The sequence below is a fragment of the Devosia sp. genome (assembly GCF_024707125.1).
Lineage (GTDB): Bacteria > Pseudomonadota > Alphaproteobacteria > Rhizobiales > Devosiaceae > Devosia.
This window is the reverse complement of the sequence record NZ_JANQAH010000003.1, coordinates 87,542-107,038: the sequence shown is the minus strand read 5'-3', so window position 1 is coordinate 107,038 and position 19,497 is coordinate 87,542. Positions and strand designations below refer to the sequence as shown.

Here is a 19,497-nt window from a genome sequence, read left to right as displayed (position 1 = left end):
GAGACGAACATGACGCAAAACCACCAGCTCATGGCCGCCGGTCTGCACCTCGGCTATGCCGACCGCGAAATCGTCTCCGATCTCAATCTCAACGTTCCCGCCGGCAAGCTCACCGTCATCGTCGGCGCCAATGCCTGCGGCAAGTCCACCCTCTTGCGCGGCCTCGCTCGCCTGCTCACGCCCACAAAGGGCGCCGCCTATCTCGATGGCAAGCCCATCCACCAGATGCCGACCCGCGAAGTCGCAACCCTTCTTGGCGTCCTCCCCCAGTCCCCCATCGCCCCCGACGCCATCACCGTCGCTGACCTTGTCGGCCGCGGCCGCTATCCGCACCAAGGCTGGTTCCGCCGCTGGACCCCGGAAGACGACGCCGCCGTCGCCGAGGCCCTCGGTGCCACCGATATGGGCGAGCTTGCCGATCGTCCCGTCGACGAACTCTCCGGCGGCCAGCGTCAGCGCGTCTGGATCGCCATGGCCCTCGCCCAGCAGACCGATCTTCTTCTCCTCGACGAACCGACCACCTTCCTCGACATCAACCACCAGGTCGAAGTCCTTGATCTGCTTACCGATCTGGTGAAAGAGCGTGGCCGCACCGTCGTCGTGGTCCTCCACGACCTCAACCTCGCCTGCCGCTACGCCGACCACATCGTCGCGATGAAATCCGGCAAGATCGTCACCGAAGGCCGCCCCGTCGACGTCATGACCGAAGCGGTCGTCCGCGAAGTCTTCGGCATGACCTCACGCATCGTCGTCGATCCCATTTCCGACACCCCGATGATCGTCCCCATCGGCCGCCACCACGTGGAAAAGGCTGTCGCCTGACAGCAAAAAGCCCCGGAGGCTTTCGCCTTCGGGGCCGTTTATCGGTCTTCGATATTTTCTACCGCTTTCCGATTTAGACACAACGCGCCGCCTCCGGATCGGTTCCAACCTTTTTCGCTTTTTCTCAGCGAGCTTGACTCTCAACCTGCAAGTGAACAAATAGAGAACAAAGAAAAGCTGGCGACCGGTGGCATCATGTCGACAGAAGCAACGATCCTCCACGCCGATCTCGATTCCTTCTACGCCTCGGTCGAGCAGCTTCTAAACCCGGACTTGCGCGGCAAGGCCATGGCCGTGGGTGGTGGCGTCGTCCTCGCCGCCTCCTATGAAGCCAAGGCCTTCGGCGTCCGCGGCGGCATGTCCGGACGCAAGGCGCGCGAACTCTGCCCACACCTGCTCTTCGTCCGTGGTAATTTCGACCAGTACCAGCGCCTGGGCGACGCAGCCATCGCCGTCCTCGAAGACTACACGCCCCTTATCGAACGCATCTCCATCGACGAAGCCTTCGCCGACGTCGCCGGCTGCACCCACCTCTTCGGCTCGCCGCGCGAAATCGCCGAAACCGTCCGCCGCCGCGTCCGCGACGAACTTGGCCTGCCCATCTCGGTCGGCGTTGCCCGCACAAAACATCTCGCCAAGGTCGCCTCCCAGGTCGCCAAGCCCGATGGCCTGGTCGTCGTCAATCCGGCCACCGAACTCGACTTCCTCCACGATCTGCCCGTCGGCCTCATGTGGGGCGTCGGCCCTGTCACCGAAGGCAAGCTCAAGGCCGAAGGCATCCTCACCATTGGCCAGCTTGCCAACACCCCCGGCCGCTCCCTCCGCGGCCTTCTCGGCGATGCCGCTGGCGAAAAGCTCTCCGACCTCGCCTGGAACCGCGACACCCGCGCCATTGTCAGGGAGCATCGCGCCCGCTCCGCCGGCGCCCAATCCGCCCTAGGCCGTCAGCCGGCTACCGAAGCGGTGTTCAAACCCGTCCTGCAGCACCTTGCCGATCGCGTCACCTCGCGCCTGCGTGCAAAATCCCTCGCCGGTCGCACCATCACCGTCCGCGTCCGCTTTGCCGATATGCGCGCCGTCACCCGCGCCATGACGCTCGATGCGCCCGTCTCGGCCACCCTGATCGTCGCAGAAATCGCCGAAGAACTGGTCCGTCAGGCCCTCGCTGACCACCCCAAGGAAAGGACGATCTCACTGCTCGCCGTCTCGGTCTCGCACATCGAGGAGCAGCGCCAGATCCAGCTCGAACTCTCCCTCGGCCTCGACGACGAAAAGCGCCGTCCCGGCTCCCGCCAGGGGTGCCGCCCGCTGGTCGGCCGACCGCGCCATGGACAAGGCCCGCACTCGCTTCGGCCGCGACTCCATCGGCTACGCCGCCGCCCACCTCGAGCGCAAAAGCTCCGTCCCCGACGCTTTTCGCGAGCTGGCCGAAAAGGACCTTGGCCGGAGCTAGCAGGAACGGGGAAGCAATCGCTTGTCCTTTTTTGTCCGCTAGTCGTCTCGCCCATGCCTCGAAATCCTCGACAGAAAGCCTAGGATCGCGTCATATCCCGCATAACGGAGTGTCCAGAAATGACCGATACGGCTCTTCTCGTCATCGACGCCCAGGAAAGTTTTCGCCAGCGTGCCAATTGGCACGAAGTGGATAGCCCGACCTATCTTCGGAACCAGCAGGCACTGATCGATGGCGCCCTGGCAAAAGGCTGGAAAATCGTCCGCGTCTTCCACGGCGAGCCCGAAGGCATTTTCTCAATCGCCTCCGGCTTCGTCACGCCCATCAGCGATCTCAAGCTCGACAAGCCCGACCTCGAATTCATCAAGCAGCGCCATTCCGCCTTTGTCGGCTCACCACTTGAAGTCTTTCTCGTCGAAAACGGCATCCGCCGCCTCGTGATTTCAGGCATCCGCACCGAGCAGTGCTGCGAAACCACCACCCGCCACGGTTCCGACCTCGGCTGGCAGGTCGACTACGTCACCGAAGCCACCCACACCATGCCGCTCACCGACGCCACCGGCAAAACCTGGACTGTCGAAGAGCTGAAGGCGCGCACCGCCGCCGTCCTCGATGGCCGCTTCGCCAGGGTCTGCACCATCGCCGAAGCCCTCGCTGGCGCACCCAAGGCCGCCGCCGCATGACATCAACGCCGCGCCGCATTCCGACTTACGTCGTCCTGCCGGCGCGGACGCTCCTTCTTGACGTCGCGGGCCCGGTGGAGGCCCTGCGCTACGCCAATCGCGCCCAGGATCAGGTGCAATTCGACGTCCGCTATGTGGGCGCCTTGCCTGAGGTCACGACCTCCATCGGCCTGAAAGTCTCCGGCATCGAGCCTTTGCCCGCGACGATAGGGCAGGGTGCCATGATCATCCTCTCCGGTCACACCGAAGAGCCGATGGATGCGGGCCATCCCATGGACCCGCTCAACGCCGGCTCCGACGAAGCCGTCGCCTGGCTCCGCCGCATCGTCCAGCCCGAAACCCTTCTCGTCTCGATCTGCTCCGGCGCTCTCCTCGCCGCCCGCGCAGGCCTTCTCGACGGCGTCAATTGCACCACCCATTTTTCCGATTGCGGCGACCTAGCCGCCGTGGCGCCAACAGCAAAAGTGCTGGAAAACCGCCTCTATGTCGAAGATGGCAACCGCTATACCAGCGCCGGCATCACGGCCGGCATCGATCTGATGCTGCACATCATCGGCCGCCTCACCAGCCCCGCAACCTCCGCCGCGGTCGCCCGCCAACTGGTCGTCTATCTCCGCCGCGCCGGCACCGATCCGCAGCTATCCCCCTGGCTCGAAGGCCGAAACCACATCCATCCTGCGATTCACCGCGTTCAGGACGCCATCACCGCCGATCCCACCCGCGATTGGTCCCTCGAAATCCTCGCCCCCATCGCCATCGCGAGCCCGCGCCACCTCAGCCGCCTCTTCAACGACCACACCGGTATGAGCATCCCCGACTATCTCAACAAGCTCCGCGTGGCCCTCGCCCAGCAATTGCTGACCGAAACCCGCCTCGATATCGAACGCGTCGCCGAGCGCGCCGGCTTCAATTCGAGCCGCCAGCTCCGCCGCGCCTGGAGCCGCATCAGCCAAACCCCGCCCAGCGCCGTTCGCCGCTTGAGCTAGAACACCCGCCGGAGCTCCGGTCAGCCTTCCCCTTCAAACATGCTGCGCGCAAATACGGCTGCCTCCACACGGTTGCGCACCCCGAGCTTAACGAAGATGCGGCCGAGGTGATATTTCACCGTCGCTATGCTGATGCCCAGATGCTTGGCGACCTCTCCATTGCTGCTGCCCATCGCGATAGAGCGCAACACGGCGCGCTCCTGCTCGGAGAGTGCGGCGACCGAGTCGCGATCGGCTTCCGCCTTGGACGTGTTGTTGAGCGTCGTCAGCCAGCCGGCGAGCGATCGCGTGGAAAGATAGGTTTCCCCGCCCTGCACGTCGTTGATGATGGCGATGAGGTCGGCCGGCGATGTTTCCTTGGTAACGAAACCCGCCGCCCCCTCGCTCATGGCCGCGACAACGTCGACACCTTCCTCGGAGGCCGTCAGGATAACGACCTTGGTGCCCGGACTGGCATCGAGAATTGAACGAATATGCCCCACGCTGCTGGCGCGCTGCATCCACAGGTCGAGCAGCAGGATGTCGGGCCGGTGCCGGGTTGCCAGCTCGATGGCATCGGCAGGGCTGCCTCCTTGGGCGACCACCTCGATCTTGTCCGAAGTGGCAAGCGCCTGGGCCAGCCCGGCGCGGAAAATGGCGTGGTCGTCGACAAAGACGACGGTGGTGACCTCAGTCATCTTGCCGCTCCATATCGAGGCTTACATCAAGCGAAAATTCATCCCCGATCCGCCGCGCCGCGAACGTGCCATTGAGGATTTCCACGCGCGCCTTGAGGCCATCGAGGCCCATGCCGGACAATTCGTGCGGCTCGCGCGGCCGCGCCGTCGAAATCGCATTACGCAGTTCTATGCGTGCACGCTGCCCCGACATTTCGCACAAAACAGTGACGCTCGAATCCTGGGAGTGCCGGAAGGCGTTGTTCAGCCCCTCCTGCACGATCCGATAGAGCGCAATCTGCGTCTCGAGGCCCGCGTTGGCCGGGCCGAACTCCCCCTGCGAATGACGCTCGCTCCGGTGCGCGCCTCATGCGCCTCGATGGCGAGATCGACGATCGCGTCGAATGACAGATTGGCGATATCGGGCAGAATGAGACCGTGGCTGATGCTCCGGATTTCCGACAATGCGGTGATCAGCGAGGTGCGCATCGCGTTCAATATGCGCTGGCGCTCGGCCGGCGTTTTCGCGATGGCACTCTCCTGCGCCTTGAGAAGAGCGAAGTTGATGAGCTGCGATGGGCCATCGTGGAGGTCTGCGCTCGCCAGTTTCAGGCGTTTTTCAGCCAGCAGCGCGGCATTGTCCGAAAGCCGGCGCGCCTCCTGCACCTCCCCCACCTGCGCCCGCAGATGCAGGGAAGCCTTCAATCGCTCGGCAAGATCGTGCCTTTGCGCCTGAATGGTCCGGCTGCCCCTTTGCACGATGCCAAAAAGCACGATGATCGCGGCCAAGGCGCCCGCCACGACGAATGACCAGACGAGCAGGGTCGTATTCGTCAGCGAATGCTCGAGCGCTTCGGTCGTTTCGTGGATTTCCACCACGGCAATGATCTCGTCGCTGCCTAGCCTGTGGACGGGTGCATAGACCTCGAGCAGGCCCGCCTGCAGCTCGCGCAGCGTGTGCTCCTCCGCCCCCAGATCCGCAAATGTAGAGGTAACTCGTCCCTCAAACGCATGGCGCGCTTCGATAGGCAGGGCGAACTTGCGGCCGATCAGGAAGGTCGAATTGGAATAGGCGACTTCGCCGCTTGGCAGCCAAACCTCGAGGTAGGGGAACCGATCCCGAAAATCCTCCTTGGCCATCAAGGTATCCATGCGAGCAATATTGTCGCGGGAAATTTCGCCTCCATCAGCCACGTCCTGCAACATCGTGGAAAACACCCCATCGAGAAAAAGGGCTGTCTGCTGGGTTCGTTCGTTGATCTCGCTTTGGTTGAGAACGGCGCTGATGAGCATGCCCGAAACGGCACTGACCAGCAGCACCATGGACACGCTGGCGATCAGATATTGCGTCGCAAGTTCAAGGTCGCGCCAGCGCAGAACAGCACCCTGAAAATGCTGCCTGAGCCCGATCATTTCCCGATACGCCCCGCGGGCGACGATGGCAGCGGAAGACTCCCCAAAAACACTTTCAGATCTCTCCGTCCTTCTCCGGCAAACATGACGCGCCGGAACAATTACCATCCTCCAATATTTCGGCTTCAACAACGCAACTTCTTGAGTCGTGGATAAAAACGCTCGACCAAGGCCCTAACCACTTGGCTAGTCGCGCGCTAACCGCGCCGATAGGACCGGTTCCGACTTCAAGGGTAAAAGTCTCAAGACCTACCGATATTACGGCCGGGTCGTTGCCGTCTTAGCGTCTCCATAACGAAAACCCCTGCGCCCAGTGTTTGGCCCCTGCAGCGGTTTCGATTGTTTGGGAGATGGCAATGGTAACGCTCGTAAAGCACGATCTGGAATTCATCCTGAAGCAGATCGAGATCGCGGAAGCACACGCCGATGGCGGAGATCTTGCAGCGCTGGTCGCGGGTTATGGCGGCAATGATGGCCTCGCACAGGCACACCTCTTGCCCTATGGCCTCCGCACCGTCGATGGCAGCTACAACAATCTACTGCCCGGCCGGGAAAACTGGGGCGCCTCCGACCAGAGCTTTCCTGGCCTCTTCACCCCGACCTATCTCAACGATGGGGACGGCGACAGCTACAGCTTTAACCCCGCCCCGGGTGCACCGCCCTATAGCAACAACAACTACGGGGCATCGGCCACCGTCATCGACGCCGATCCGCGTATCATTTCCAATCTCATCGTCGATCAGACGCTAAATAATCCAGCAGCCATCGCCGCCGCGCTGACACTGGCCGGCGTTCCCGCCGCGGAGCTCTATGAAATTCTCGGCCAGATCGTCGATGCCAAGCGGGCGGTCGACGCAGCCACGACAGGCAATGCATCCGCTCAGGAAATCGCAAATCTCGAGGCGGCAGTCGATGCGGCCGAAGCGGCGCTGGTGCAGGCCAACGCCGATGCCGGGAGCCTGATTGCTGCTGCTGCCGGCGATCAGGCCTTGCTGACAGCGGCGGAAGACGCCCGAGATGCCGCGCAGCTGGCCGCCGCGCAAGCGGTTGCCGCCGTTACCGCCCTCCTGACCGATGGCGTTCCCAATGCCGATCAGAGCGTCGCCTTTGCCGATGCCATCGCCCATTCCGATCTCATGCAGGCAGCGGTCGTAACGGCCGAGGCGAATCTGGTCACCGCGCAGGCCAACGCAGCCGCGTCGTCGGCGGCATTGTCCGCCGTCATCGGTGCGGCAACCGATGCGCTCACCGAAGCGCAGGCCGATCTCGCTGCGGCATTGCAGTCGGCGCCGGATCTCGCAGCCGCCCAGGCCCATCTCACGGTGCTTCTCGCCGCACATGGCGTCGAGATGGATGGCAATACGGTCCTCCTGCCCAATGTCTCGCCCGACGAAGGCCTGTCCTCGCCCTTTAATGGCTGGATGACGATCTTCGGCCAGTTCTTCGATCACGGCCTCGATCTCGTGGCCAAGGGCGGCAATGGCACGGTCTATGTGCCGCTGGCTGTCGATGATCCGCTCTATGAAGTTGGCGGCCAGAACTACATCGCGGTCACCCGCGTCACCGTCAATCCCGGCGCCGATGGCATTCTTGGCACGGCTGACGACGGTGCCGGCCCCAAGAACCTGACGACGCCGTGGGTCGACCAGAACCAGACCTATGCCTCGACCGCGTCCAAACAGGTTTTCATGCGCGAATATATCGATGGTCCCGATGGCAAGCCGATCGCATCGGGTCTCTTGCTCGAAGGGCTCAAGGGAGGTCTTGCCACCTGGGCCGACATCAAGGCGCAGGCCCGGGATGTCCTCGGCATCGACCTCACCGATCTCAATGTCGGCAATATCCCGCTGATTGCCGCCGATGAATATGGCAACTTCATCCCCGGCCCGAATGGCTATCCGCAGCTGGTGGTAGGCTGGGGCCCGGACGGCATTCTGGGCACCACCGATGATGTGCTGCGCGAAGGTAACCCCGGCGCTCCGGTGAGCGCCCTCGGCGTCGTCCTCACCGGCCACGCCTTCCTCGATGACATCGCCCATGCGGCAGTGCCGGTGGTTGCCGGCGGTGTGCTCCAGGAGGATCCGGATAGCCTGACGGGCAACGCCGTTCCCAGCGTCATGGGCCGTAACACCCAATACGACGACGAACTGCTCGATCGCCACTTCATTGCCGGCGATGGTCGCGTCAACGAGAACATCGCCCTGACCGCCGTCCACCAGGTCTTCCACGCCGAGCACAATCGCATCGTGGAAATGACCAAGCAGATCGCGCTCGAGAGCGGCGATCTCAACTTCCTGAATCAGTGGCTACGGGTCGATGTCACCGCCATCCCAACGACGCAGGCGGGAATCAACGCCCTCGTCTGGGACGGCGAACGACTCTTCCAGGCCGGCCGCTTCACCAATGAAATGGAATACCAGCACCTGGTCTTCGAAGAATTCGGCCGCATGATGCAGCCCGATATCGACGCCTTCGTGTTCGAACCTTCCGCCGATATCAATCCCAGCATCGCCGCTGAATTCGCCCACGTCGTCTACCGCTTCGGTCACTCCATGCTGCGGCAGAACATCGACGTCATCCAGATGGATGCGGTTACCGGCAACCCGATAGAGAACGAAATTTCCTTGTTCTCGGGCTTTCTCAATCCCGTCATGTACGAATCCCTGGGCACAACCGCAGAGGAAGCGTCTGGCGCCATCATTCGCGGCATGACCCGTCAGGTCGGCAGCGCCATCGACGAATTCGTCACCGACGTGCTGCGCAACCAGTTGCTCGGCATTCCGCTCGATCTGGCCGCGATCAACCTGGCCCGCGGTCGCGATGTGGGCACGCCGCCGCTCAATGTCGGCCGCCAAAAATTCTACGACGAAACCGGCGATACCCTGCTCAAGCCCTACACGAGCTGGGCCGATTTCGCGCTCAATCTCATGAATCCGGCCTCGATCATCAACTTCATCGCGGCCTATGGCACCCACGAGTCCCTGCTCAATACCCAGGCCAACCCCAAGACCGTCGAACAACTGCGCGAGGCGGCCACGCTGCTGGTGCTGGGCGGCACGGGCGCACCGGCGGACCGGCTCGACTTCCTCAATGCCACGGGCGCCTACGCCAACGCCAAGCTCGGCGGCCTCAACGATGTCGATTTCTGGATCGGCGGCCTGGCCGAAAAGAAGATGGCCTTCGGCGGCATGCTGGGCTCGACCTTTGCCTTCGTTTTCCAGATGACCATGGAAAACCTGCAGGACGCCGACCGGTTCTACTACCTGTCGCGTACCCAGGGCCTGAACCTGCTCAACGAGCTGGAAAACAACACCTTTGCCGAACTGGTCATGCGCAATACCGACCTCGGCGGCACGGACCAGACGGCCTTGCCCGGCAATCTCTTCTCCGCTTTCGAAATGCCGACCCTGGAAATGGATCCGAGCAAGCAGCTCGGCGACGATCCGACCCAGGACAATCCCTATCTGCCCTTCGCCAATATCGTCGAACGGCGCGACGCCGCCGGCAACCTGATCGCCGCGGGCGATACCAGCACCATTGCCGCCTATATCCGCGTCAACAGCAATGAGCACTTCACCATCGGCGGTACCGAAGGCAATGACACCATCGTCTCTGGCGGCGGCGACGACGCCATCTGGGGCAAGGGCGGCGATGACCGCATCGAGGCTGGCTACGGCGTCGACAAGGTCTTTGGCGGCACGGGCGACGACATCATCACCAATGCCGGCACTGATATCGGCGAGGCTGATTTCCTGCACGGCAATGAAGGCAACGACGTCATCCATGGCGGCTCGGGCCTGTCGCTGATCTTCGGCAATCAGGGCAGTGACTTCCTCATCGCCGGCCCCGACGGCAAGGAGGTCTTTGCCGGCACCGGCAACGACTTCGTCCTCGGCGGCACGGGTGGCGATTTCCTGCTCGGCAACGAAGGCGACGACTGGATCGAGGGCGGGGATCGCTTCGATACGCTGGCGGGCGAAAACTCCGAACTCTTCTTCAATTCCTCGATCATCGGGCATGACGTGCTGCTCGGCGGCGGCGGCGACACCGACTATGACGCCGAGTCCGGCGACGACATCATGTCCCAGAACAGCGAGGGCATTCAGCGCTCCAACGGCATGGCCGGGTTTGACTGGGCCATTCACAAGGGCGACAGCCAGGCCGCCAATTCCGACCTCGGCATCCCCATCTTCGAAACCCAGGAAGCCTTCATCCTGCGCGATCGCTTCGATCTCGTGGAAGGCCTGTCGGGTTGGGTGAAGAACGACACCCTGACCGGCCGCAACGTCGCGGTGAATACCCGCGCCGAAGCCGAAGGCACCGCGGCCATCCCCAACGCAGATTCCGCTCTCGACAGCTATTCCAACGCACTGCTTGAAAAGAATGTCGACCTGATCACCGGGCTGCGGGCCCTCGTCGCCCACATCACCCGAACCCAGCAAACCGGCAACAATGACGTCGTCGAATCCGTCGTGCTCGAAACGGCTGATGCTTCTGACATCCTGCTCGGCGGTGGCGGTAGCGACACCATCAAGGGTCTGGCCGGCAATGACGTCATTGACGGCGACATGTGGCTCAACGTCCGCATCGCGGGCACGTCCAAGGCCGGGACGGTCTTCTCCGCCGACGCAATGGAAAGCGCCGTCACCCTATATCGCCACGCGACGACTGGCGAGTTTGTCGCCTTAGCCGGCGCGAACATCGTCGCCGTCACCAAACCGCTGACCACCTGGATGCTGGAGGGTGCCATCAACCCAGGCGCGCTCCGCATCGTCCGCGAAATCATCAACGGCAATGTCGCAGGCGATATCGACCGCGCGGTCTATACCGACGCCCGCGCCAACTACAGTTTCGGTCTCAATTCCGACGACAGCCTCTTCATCGATCATACCGGCTTCGTGCAGGTGCAAAACGATGACGACCTGCCCGAACAGGAGGAGGGCACCCCGAACCTGCGTTCGGACGGCAAGGACACCTTCCGCAATATCGAACTCCTGGCCTTCAGCGATGGCCGCTTCCTCAACGTCATCGAAGGCACCAGCGCTGGTGAAACGCTCACCGGCACCCTGGTGAACAATGGAACCGGGCTCGACGACCTCATCTCCGGCCGCGACGGTAATGACACGCTCAACGGCGGCGCTGGCGACGACATCCTGCTCGGTGGCGATGGCGCCGACACGCTCAATGGAGGTGACGGCAATGATACGCTGGTCGGCGGCACGGGCGCAGACGCACTCAATGGCGGCTCCGGCAACGATACCTATGTAGTCAACCTGGGTGACGGCAACGATGTCATCACCGACACCAACGGCACGGACAGGATCGTGATCGGTGCCGGAACGCTCACGGGTCTCACCGCTTTCAGCGGCGGCAGCAACGATCTGTTCCTGCAATTCAATGGCCAGCAGCTCACCGTCAACGATCACTACGATGCCGCCGCCGAGGCTGTCGAAACCATCAATCTCGATGGCGCCACCTATGAAGGCTACGCCTTCGACGGCGACTATGCCCTCAGCACCGACGATAATGGCAACCGCACGGCGGCCGCCGGGGTCAACACGCTCCTCGCCGGCTCGGGTAACAGCAACGAGCTGGTTGGCGATACCGGTGACGACCTGCTCTTCGGCCATGATGGCAATGACGAACTCTTCGGCAATGACGGCGACGACCTGCTGGTCGGCGGCATCGGCAGTGATGAGCTCGATGGTGGAACTGGTGCCGACACCATGGTGGGCGGCACCGGCAATGACATCTACACCGTCGATGACGCTGACGACGTGGTGGTCGAGGCCCTCGGCGGCGGCATTGACGAAGTCCGCACCGATCTCGACACCTATACCCTCGGCGCCAATGTCGACAACCTGACCTATGTCGGCGCCGGCACCTTTGCCGGTATCGGCAACGAACTCGCCAATGTCATCGAGGGCGGGGCAGGGGTGGACACGCTGACCGGGCTCGGTGGCAATGACACCTATGTGGTCACGGCCGGCGACGTGGTTGTCGAGGCCGCAAATGGCGGCACGGACACGATCATCGCTACTGCCACCTATACCCTCGGCGCCAATCTTGAAAATCTCACGCTGGACGACGATGCCGGCGGCATCAATGGCACCGGCAACGCGCTCGACAATGTCATCACCGGCAATGACGCCGCCAACCAGCTCTTTGGCGGCGGAGGAAACGACACCATCAATGGCGACGACGGCGCCGATTTCATCGATGGTGGCACTGGCAACGACACCCTGCATGGTGGCGGCGGAAACGACACCGACATCCTGATTGGCGGCGAAGGCGACGACACCATCCATCTCGCTACGAATGCCGGAATCGGCAACAACGGCAATGACATCGTCCGCTACACAGCCGCCAATTTCGGCAATGACACCATCCACGGTTTCGACGCCAGTGGCGGCAGCATCAACAACCAGGACATGATCGATCTTAGTGCGCTAGGCGTCACTGCCGCCAACTTCGCGACCCGCGTCACCATCGAGGACGTGGAAGATGCTGGGACCGACGACACGCGGGTCACCGTGCGCGATGCCTCCAATACTGTCATCGGCACCATCTTCATCGAGGAAGTAGACGGCAACGATGTCACCAGCGCCGACTTCATTCTCGCCCAGAGCGCCCCTGCGACCGTCGGCAATCCGACAAATGGTGCCAACACCATCACTGGCAACGACCAGGCCAATACCATCAACGGTCTAGGCGGCAATGACACTCTGAGTGGCGGTGGTGGCAATGACATCATCACCGGCGGGGAGGGGGCCGACACCATCAACGGCGATGCCGGAGACGACACGATCATCTGGAACGCCAACGCCTCGGGCCCGAGCGATGGTCGCGACACGGTCAATGGCGGCACCGAAGGAACGGCCGGCGATACCTTTGTCGTCAACGGCAATGCCTCGGCCGAAATCTACCGCATCTACACCAAGGCCGCGGCAACGACCGCAGGCTTCGTCTCGGCAGCCCTGACGGAAATCGTCATCACCCGCCAGGTCGGTGCCGCTCCGGCAACCATCATCGCCGAACTGCGGGAGATCGAAGAAATCCGCATCAACGGTATCGACCCGGCCGGCAACACCACGGCCAGCGGTGATACCATTCAGATATTCGGCGACTTCTCGAACACCAGCCTGCGTCTCAATACCATCACCATCGAAGGTGACGCTGGTGACGACACCGTCGATATCTCCGCCCTGACCTCCGCGCACCGCATCGTCTTCCGTTCCAACGGCGGCCACGACACCATCATCGGAACCCTGCGGCCTGAAGACGTGATCGAACTGCCCATCGGCGCCGATCCCGCCGAATACACCTCGTCCACCACCGATGGCGTGACCACGCTGACCAATGGCCAGCACAGCATTTCCTACGTGGCAACCGGCGAGGGCCCGCAGATCGGCGGTGACGACGACGACGAGGATGATGAGGACGACGAAGACGATCACGAAGATGACGACGACTGCGACGACGACGATGATGATGATGCCTCGTCTGCTGGTGGTCCGGTTCTGGGCACACCCCAGGATGATGTATTGCTGGGAACGTCTGGTGGGGACCTGGTGTTCGGCTTTGCCGGGACGGACTACATCATCGCCAATGCCGGAGTGGACGTGATCCGGGCCGGTGCCGGTGATGACTTCGTCGATGCCGGGGCGGGTCGCGATGTGGTCTTTGCCGATGATGGCGACGACGATGTCTTCGGCGGCGATGACGATGACCTGATCTATGGCGAGGCGGGTGACGATCGCCTCTTCGGTGGTTCGGGCAATGACCTCATCGATGCCGGGGCAGATGACGACACCGTCTTCGGTGGCGCCGGCAACGACCTCTTCGTCGGTTCGCTCAACGATGGCAATGACACCTATTATGGTGGCGAGATCTCGGGTGATGCCGGCAATGACACGCTGGACCTGGCCTTCCTCACCGCCAATGCCACGGTGGACCTGGGCACCGGGGTGGGTGGCCGCGGCAGCGCGGTGTCGAGCCAGAGCGGCACCGATACGCTCTATGGGGTGGAGAATGTCACCACCGGCTCGGGCGATGACGTGATCACCATGAGCAATGCCGTCAATGTGGTGGATGGCGGAGCGGGTGAAGACATCTTCGTCTTCGGTTCGGCCACTGCCGCCCATGGCGACACGATCAAGGGCTTTGAGGCCGGCGACAAGATCGACCTCTCGGGGATCGATGCCAATGCCGGGGTGGCGGGGAACAACAGCTTCACCCTCCAAACCTCCACCACGGCCCCGGGCCAGATCGTGGTCACCCATGAGACGCGGGAGGATGGGGAATATACCGTCATCTCGGGCAATACGGCCGGGGACAATGCCCCCGAGTTCCGGATCAGCATTGCCGGCAACCACGCCCTGACCGGCACCGACTTCAACCTTTAGCCTCCAACTGCCCGGCCGGTTTAACCGGCCGGGCTTTTTCCTTTCGATAATCCACCATTCCGGGGGCTGATCATGGCATCGACGACAAAGGTTTTAGCCGAACATCGCGGCGACGAGATGCTGCGCCGGGAGTTCAAGGGCGTCGCGGTCTTCCTGTTCTGGATCTCGGGCATCATCAATGTGCTGGCTTTGACCGGCTCGTTCTACATGCTGCAGATTTACGACCGGGCCCTGACCAGCGGCTCCATCCCGACCCTCCTGGCGCTCTCCATCCTCGTTATCGGGCTCTATCTCTTCCAGGGCGTCTTCGACATCGTGCGCAGCCAATTGCTGGTGCGCATCGGGGCCCGCTTTGATCGCATGCTGGCCCCCATTGCCCATCGCGTCAGCGTCGACATGCCCCGCTTCGGCTTTTCCACCGGCGAGGCCCTGGAACGCGGCCGCGACGTCGACACCATCCGCACCTTTATGGGCAGCCAGGGCCCGGTGGCCCTGTTCGATCTGCCCTGGGTGCCGCTCTACATTTTGTTCGTCTACTTCCTCCACCCCGTGCTCGGCGCCCTGACGCTCGGCGGCGCCTTTGTCCTGACCCTCCTCACCATCTGGACCGAACTCAAGTCGCGCAAACTCGCCGCCGCCGCCCAACAGGCCTTCCTCACCCGCAATGCCGTGGCTGACTCGAATGCCCGCAATGCCGATATCCTGAAGGCCATGGGCTTTGCCGGCCGGGCCGTCAGCCGCTTCAACGAGGTCAACCAGGACCACCTGACCCTGCAGACCCGCGCCAGCGATGTCATCGGCACCTTTGGCGCCTTCTCGCGCATTTTGAGGATGGTGCTGCAATCGGCCCTATTGGGCGTCGGTGCTTACCTGACCATTCAGGGCCAGATGTCTGCCGGCGCCATCATCGCCGTCTCGGTCGCTTCCTCCCGCGCCCTGGCCCCCATCGACATGGCCATCGGCAATTGGAAGGGCGTCGTTGCCGCCCGCCAGGCGTTCAAGCGGTTGCGCGATACCATGGTGGCCCTCTCCAACATGACCAAGCCGCTTGACCTGCCGGCCCCGTCCAAGTCGCTCAAAGTGGACAAGATCTCGGTGGCCGCGCCGGCCAGTGGCCGGGTCCTCCTCACCGAAGTCGCCTTCGAGCTCAATGCCGGCCAGGGTCTTGGGGTGATCGGCCCCAGCGGCGGCGGCAAGACCACGCTGGTTCGCGCCCTGACCGGTATCTGGCCATCCCTGCGCGGTGCCATCCGTCTCGACGAGGCCGACCTCACCCAGTGGGACGAGGACAAGCTCGGCCAATATGTGGGCTATCTCCCCCAGGACGTGGCTCTGCTCGATGGCACGATCGTGGAAAACATCACCCGCCTGGCCCCGCAGCGCGATGCCCGCGCCATTGTCGCGGCCACCAAGGCGGCGGGCGTGCACGAGATGATCGTCAGGCTCCCCGATGGCTATGACACCCAGCTTGGCCCCATGGGCACCGCCCTCTCGGCCGGCCAGCGCCAGCGCATCGGTCTGGCCCGGGCGCTTTATGGCGATCCCTTCGTGGTCATCATGGACGAACCCAATGCCTTCCTCGATGCCGAGGGCGAACAGGCGCTGAACCTGGCCATCCGCCAGATCCGGGCCCGTGGCGGCATTGCCATTGTCGTTGCCCATCGCCCCTCGATCCTGGCCGAGGTCGACATGGTGGCGGTCATCCAGAATGGCCGGCTGACCGCCTTCGGTCCCAAGGAAGAGATCGTTGCCGGCCAGCGCCAGGCCAACCTCAATACCAATGCCGGTGGCCTCAAAGTGGTCGAGCCGCGGACGGAAACGGGAGGCATGGCATGATCATCGAGGCCAAATCCAGCCAGCAGCAGCACCAAAAATCCGATCCGGCCGACCTCAGGAAAAAGCTCGAGTTCAACGTTCCCGAGAAAACCTCGCGCCTGCCGGTCTATCTGGCGCTGTTCTTCACCGGCATCGCCGCCTATGTGAAAAGCGTCTTTCCCGCTGACGCCCAGGACCACGTGTCTCCGGGCACCGAAGCCAATCCCGCCGCCAATAGCGGCGCTCCCCGCGGCACCCGCCACGAACCCGGCGGCCCCGGGGTCGATCTCATGACCACCGGCGGCATCGAGGAAGAGCATCCGAGGAGTTCAGTCCGTCACGCGGCCCTGGGCTGGGACGAGGCTTTTACCATGCCCGACCCGATCGCCTTCCACTATACCGCGGCCTCCTTCGACTTCCTGGGTCCCAATGTCGCCCCCTTCTTCCCTGCTGCCGTCCACTACCGGCCGCAGAACGACAATGCTGCCCTCTTCGATCGCGCCGAACCGAACATCACCCCGTCCTCCTCTGGTCCAAAGCCTCATCAGGACACCCCGAGCCCCAGCGAGGACGACGGCGACAATGACAATGCCGACCCCGATGACGACGACGAGGATGATGACGACGACAATGGCACCAACCGCGCCCCCACCGTTCTGGGCCCGGTCCGCCTCCACGACGTCTTTGCCGGCCAGGTGGTCCTGATCGGCCTCTCCCAACTGCTCTTCGGGGCCAGCGATCCCGACAATGATATTCTGACCATCAACGACCTCACCGTCACTGGCGCCACCCTGGTGCAGACCGGTGCAGGCTGGACCCTGACGACGCTCCCCGGCATGCTCGGTCTCGTCACCTTCACCTATGAGATCAGCGATGGCCTGATCGAGATCGTGCAGACCGCCAGTCTCGAGATCGTCCGCAACCAGGTGCACCTGACCGCCAATGCCGACGTCTATGCCGGCACCCCTGGGACGACGACATCGACGCTCTGCCCGGCCATGACATCATCGACGCCCGCGCCGGCAATGACAGCGTCACCGGCGGGCTCGGCGACGACCACATCATTGGCGGGGACGGCGACGACACCCTCTTTGGCAACGAGGGCAATGACATCATCTTCGGCGGCGAGGGCAACGACACCATCGGCGGCGGCGCCGGCAATGACCTGCTCTTCGGCGAAGCCGGCAATGACATCATCCATGGCGACGAAGGCAACGACACCATCGAGGGTGGCGCCGGTGACGACATCATCCATGGCGGCGAAGGCGACGATGCCATCGCTCCCGGCTCAGGCGACGACCATGTCGATGGCGGCGAGGGTTTTGACACGCTCGACTATTCCGAGAGCGCCGACGACCTCATCGTCGACTTCGTCACCGGCCTCGCCACCAGCGACAGCATGGGCACGGACACGTTCCAAAACATGGAAGCGGCCATTGGCGGCAGCGGCAATGACACCTTCTTCATCGGCACCACGGCCACGGTCATCACCGGCGGGCGCGGCGACGACCTCTTCATCTTCACCGTGATCGACGAGGCCCCAAGCCTCAGCCGGCAGCTCGTCCACGACATCCTCGACTTCGTGGTCGGTGATCGCATCCGCGTGGCGGACTACGACATCTCCCGCAAAGCGGCGCGCACCGAGGAAGAGCGCTTCGAAGATTTTTATGAAGAACTCGACGAGGGCGATCGCGAGGACCTGCCGATCCGCGTCCGCTACGAGCGCTATGACGATATCGACCATTCCATCATCGAGGCCGATGTCGATGGTGACGACGTCTTCGAAATCGCCATCCGCGTCGATGGCATCCAACTGCCCTTCACCATCGAACACACCATCGTCTGACCTGCGTCCCGGAGTTCTGCGTGATGACCACGATCGACACCTATGCCGCCTTCACCGCCAAACCCGTCAACCATCGGACGCGACGCGCTGACCAGGACAGTTTTGGGCTGCGTGGCCGGGTCATTGCCGGCAGCATTTTCGCCGTGCTGCTGGTCGTCGGCATCGGCGGCTGGTCGGCCACGGCAAAACTCTCCGGCGCCGTCATCTCGCTCGGCACCGTGCTCGTCGACGATGAGGTCAAGGCCATCCAGCACCTCGATGGCGGCGTCGTGCGCGCCATCGAGGTGCGCGAGGGCGATATTGTCGCAAAGGACGATGTTCTGTTCCGGCTCGATGACGTGCAGATTCGCACCGAGCGCTCGATCCTCCTCGGCCAATTGGCCGAACTGGTCGCGCGGCAGGCCCGGCTCCAGGCCCAGGCAGGGCAGGAGAATGAAATCGACTTCCCCGAGCACTATCTCGCCAGCTATCCCGGCGCGGCCCCGATCCTGGCCGGCGAGCAGCAATTGTTCGACAGCACCAGGCTCAACCAGCAATCGCTGCGCTCGCAGCTGAAGCTGCAGGTTGCCCAGTTGCGCGAAGAGATCGCCGGGCTCGACTATCAGAACTCTGCCCTCAGGGACGAACTCGTGCTGGTCCGCGAGGAACGCTCCCGCATGGGCGAACTTGCGAGCAAGGGCCTGATTGAAACCACCAAGCTCAATGCCACCGACCGCGAACTTGCCCGCATGATGGGTTCCGAAGGCGAGATCGCCGCCGGCATTGCCCGGGCCAATGCCCGCATCAGTGAAATCGAGCTGCAGATCCTTGCCATCGACCAGACCGGCGGCATGGAGGCGCTACGCGAGTTGCGCACCGTCGACGCGCGCCTTGCCGAACTCACCGACCGCCTGACCGAAGTCGATGCCCGCCAGGCCCGCACCATCATCCGCTCTCCGGTCAGTGGCACGGTCAACGAGGTCTCCGTCACCACCCTTGGCGGCGTCATCACGCCGGCCGAAAAACTCATGACCATCGTCCCCACCGATGCGGACCTCAAGATCGAGTTCCGCGTCGCTACCAACGACATCGACCAGCTCCGCCTCGGGCAGCCCGTCAAACTCCGCTTCTCCGCCTTCAACCAGCGCACCACCCCCGAAATCGCGGGCCTGGTCACCCGCATCTCGGCCGCCGCCACCAGCGACCCGCAGTCGGGCCAGAGCTACTATCTCGCCGAGGCCGACCCCACCGATGACCTCGACCAACTGGGCCCCACCGGCCTCGTCCCCGGCATGCCTGTGGAAGTCTTCGTCCAAACCGAAGAACAGGTCGCAATCGCCTACTTCGTCAAACCATTCACAGACCAAATAACCCGCGCATTCAGGGAGGAGTAATGTCGAGCCAGCCCCGCCTCGGTACGGTCACGGTCTCCGACGATC

At 63.2% G+C, this 19,497-nt stretch carries 11 protein-coding genes and 2 pseudogenes; 10 read left to right on the top strand and 3 right to left on the bottom strand.

Annotation, left to right across the window (positions count from 1 at the left end; translation table 11 throughout):
- Positions 1-9: 9 nt before the first annotated feature.
- The 4 genes from NVV77_RS01505 (at position 10) to NVV77_RS01490 (ending at position 3,944) form a co-directional block, all read left to right on the top strand.
- Complete coding sequence (locus tag NVV77_RS01505; RefSeq protein WP_295410026.1) at positions 10-822, top strand: ABC transporter ATP-binding protein; 813 nt, start codon at positions 10-12, stop codon at positions 820-822.
- A 195-nt stretch (positions 823-1,017) separates the two neighbouring features.
- Positions 1,018-2,358: a DNA polymerase IV gene (gene dinB / locus NVV77_RS01500; protein ID WP_295410024.1), complete on the top strand. Its 1,341-nt coding sequence runs from the start codon at positions 1,018-1,020 to the stop codon at positions 2,356-2,358.
- Positions 2,359-2,394: 36 nt separating this feature from the next.
- Positions 2,395-2,958 (top strand): isochorismatase family protein, encoded by a 564-nt coding sequence (locus NVV77_RS01495; RefSeq protein ID WP_295410022.1) that lies wholly within the window; start codon positions 2,395-2,397, stop codon positions 2,956-2,958.
- A complete protein-coding gene (locus NVV77_RS01490; protein WP_295410020.1) occupies positions 2,955-3,944 on the top strand; it encodes a GlxA family transcriptional regulator in 990 nt (329 codons plus the stop codon). The genes NVV77_RS01495 and NVV77_RS01490 overlap by 4 nt, the downstream gene beginning before the upstream one ends.
- Before the next feature lie 20 nt (positions 3,945-3,964).
- On the opposite strand, the gene NVV77_RS01485 is transcribed toward NVV77_RS01490, so the two are convergent.
- From NVV77_RS01485 to NVV77_RS01475, 3 genes are read right to left on the bottom strand one after another with little or no spacing between them, the layout of a single operon-like run.
- Entirely contained in the window at positions 3,965-4,621 is a 657-nt protein-coding gene (locus tag NVV77_RS01485; protein WP_295410018.1) for a response regulator transcription factor, read from the bottom strand.
- The gene (locus NVV77_RS01480; protein ID WP_295410016.1) at positions 4,614-4,814 is read right to left on the bottom strand and encodes a hypothetical protein; all 201 of its coding nucleotides are present in this window, start codon (positions 4,812-4,814) and stop codon (positions 4,614-4,616) included. The genes NVV77_RS01485 and NVV77_RS01480 overlap by 8 nt, the downstream gene beginning before the upstream one ends.
- 50 nt (positions 4,815-4,864) lie before the next feature.
- Entirely contained in the window at positions 4,865-6,013 is a 1,149-nt protein-coding gene (locus NVV77_RS01475; protein ID WP_295410014.1) for a hypothetical protein, read from the bottom strand.
- A 356-nt stretch (positions 6,014-6,369) separates the two neighbouring features.
- Here NVV77_RS01475 and NVV77_RS01470 point away from each other — a divergent pair, with 356 nt between their 5' ends.
- The 6 genes and pseudogenes from NVV77_RS01470 to NVV77_RS01450 all read left to right on the top strand — a co-directional run bounded on the left by NVV77_RS01470 (position 6,370) and on the right by NVV77_RS01450 (position 19,452).
- Entirely contained in the window at positions 6,370-14,418 is an 8,049-nt protein-coding gene (locus NVV77_RS01470) for a peroxidase family protein (protein WP_295410012.1), read from the top strand.
- A gap of 72 nt (positions 14,419-14,490) precedes the next feature.
- Entirely contained in the window at positions 14,491-16,254 is a 1,764-nt protein-coding gene (locus NVV77_RS01465; RefSeq protein WP_295410010.1) for a type I secretion system permease/ATPase, read from the top strand.
- Positions 16,251-17,126: pseudogene (locus NVV77_RS21835) on the top strand (cadherin-like domain-containing protein); the annotation flags it as partial. The gene NVV77_RS01465 and the pseudogene NVV77_RS21835, both read left to right, overlap by 4 nt.
- Positions 17,127-17,212: 86 nt before the next feature.
- Positions 17,213-17,518, top strand: a pseudogene (locus NVV77_RS21830) (calcium-binding protein); the annotation flags it as partial.
- Positions 17,519-17,656: 138 nt separating this feature from the next.
- Positions 17,657-18,079 (top strand): hypothetical protein, encoded by a 423-nt coding sequence (locus NVV77_RS01455; RefSeq protein WP_295410007.1) that lies wholly within the window; start codon positions 17,657-17,659, stop codon positions 18,077-18,079.
- A gap of 23 nt (positions 18,080-18,102) precedes the next feature.
- A complete protein-coding gene (locus NVV77_RS01450; RefSeq protein WP_295410005.1) occupies positions 18,103-19,452 on the top strand; it encodes an HlyD family type I secretion periplasmic adaptor subunit in 1,350 nt (449 codons plus the stop codon).
- Positions 19,453-19,497 lie beyond the last annotated feature (45 nt).

Coding starts and splice junctions, on each gene's coding strand:
- NVV77_RS01505 (WP_295410026.1), top strand. CDS start 10: ATGACGCAAAACCACCAGCTCATGGCCGCCGGTCTGCACCTCGGCTAT.
- dinB (WP_295410024.1), top strand. CDS start 1,018: ATGTCGACAGAAGCAACGATCCTCCACGCCGATCTCGATTCCTTCTAC.
- NVV77_RS01495 (WP_295410022.1), top strand. CDS start 2,395: ATGACCGATACGGCTCTTCTCGTCATCGACGCCCAGGAAAGTTTTCGC.
- NVV77_RS01490 (WP_295410020.1), top strand. CDS start 2,955: ATGACATCAACGCCGCGCCGCATTCCGACTTACGTCGTCCTGCCGGCG.
- NVV77_RS01485 (WP_295410018.1), bottom strand. CDS start 4,621: ATGACTGAGGTCACCACCGTCGTCTTTGTCGACGACCACGCCATTTTC.
- NVV77_RS01480 (WP_295410016.1), bottom strand. CDS start 4,814: ATGTCGGGGCAGCGTGCACGCATAGAACTGCGTAATGCGATTTCGACG.
- NVV77_RS01475 (WP_295410014.1), bottom strand. CDS start 6,013: ATGATCGGGCTCAGGCAGCATTTTCAGGGTGCTGTTCTGCGCTGGCGC.
- NVV77_RS01470 (WP_295410012.1), top strand. CDS start 6,370: ATGGTAACGCTCGTAAAGCACGATCTGGAATTCATCCTGAAGCAGATC.
- NVV77_RS01465 (WP_295410010.1), top strand. CDS start 14,491: ATGGCATCGACGACAAAGGTTTTAGCCGAACATCGCGGCGACGAGATG.
- NVV77_RS01455 (WP_295410007.1), top strand. CDS start 17,657: ATGGAAGCGGCCATTGGCGGCAGCGGCAATGACACCTTCTTCATCGGC.
- NVV77_RS01450 (WP_295410005.1), top strand. CDS start 18,103: ATGACCACGATCGACACCTATGCCGCCTTCACCGCCAAACCCGTCAAC.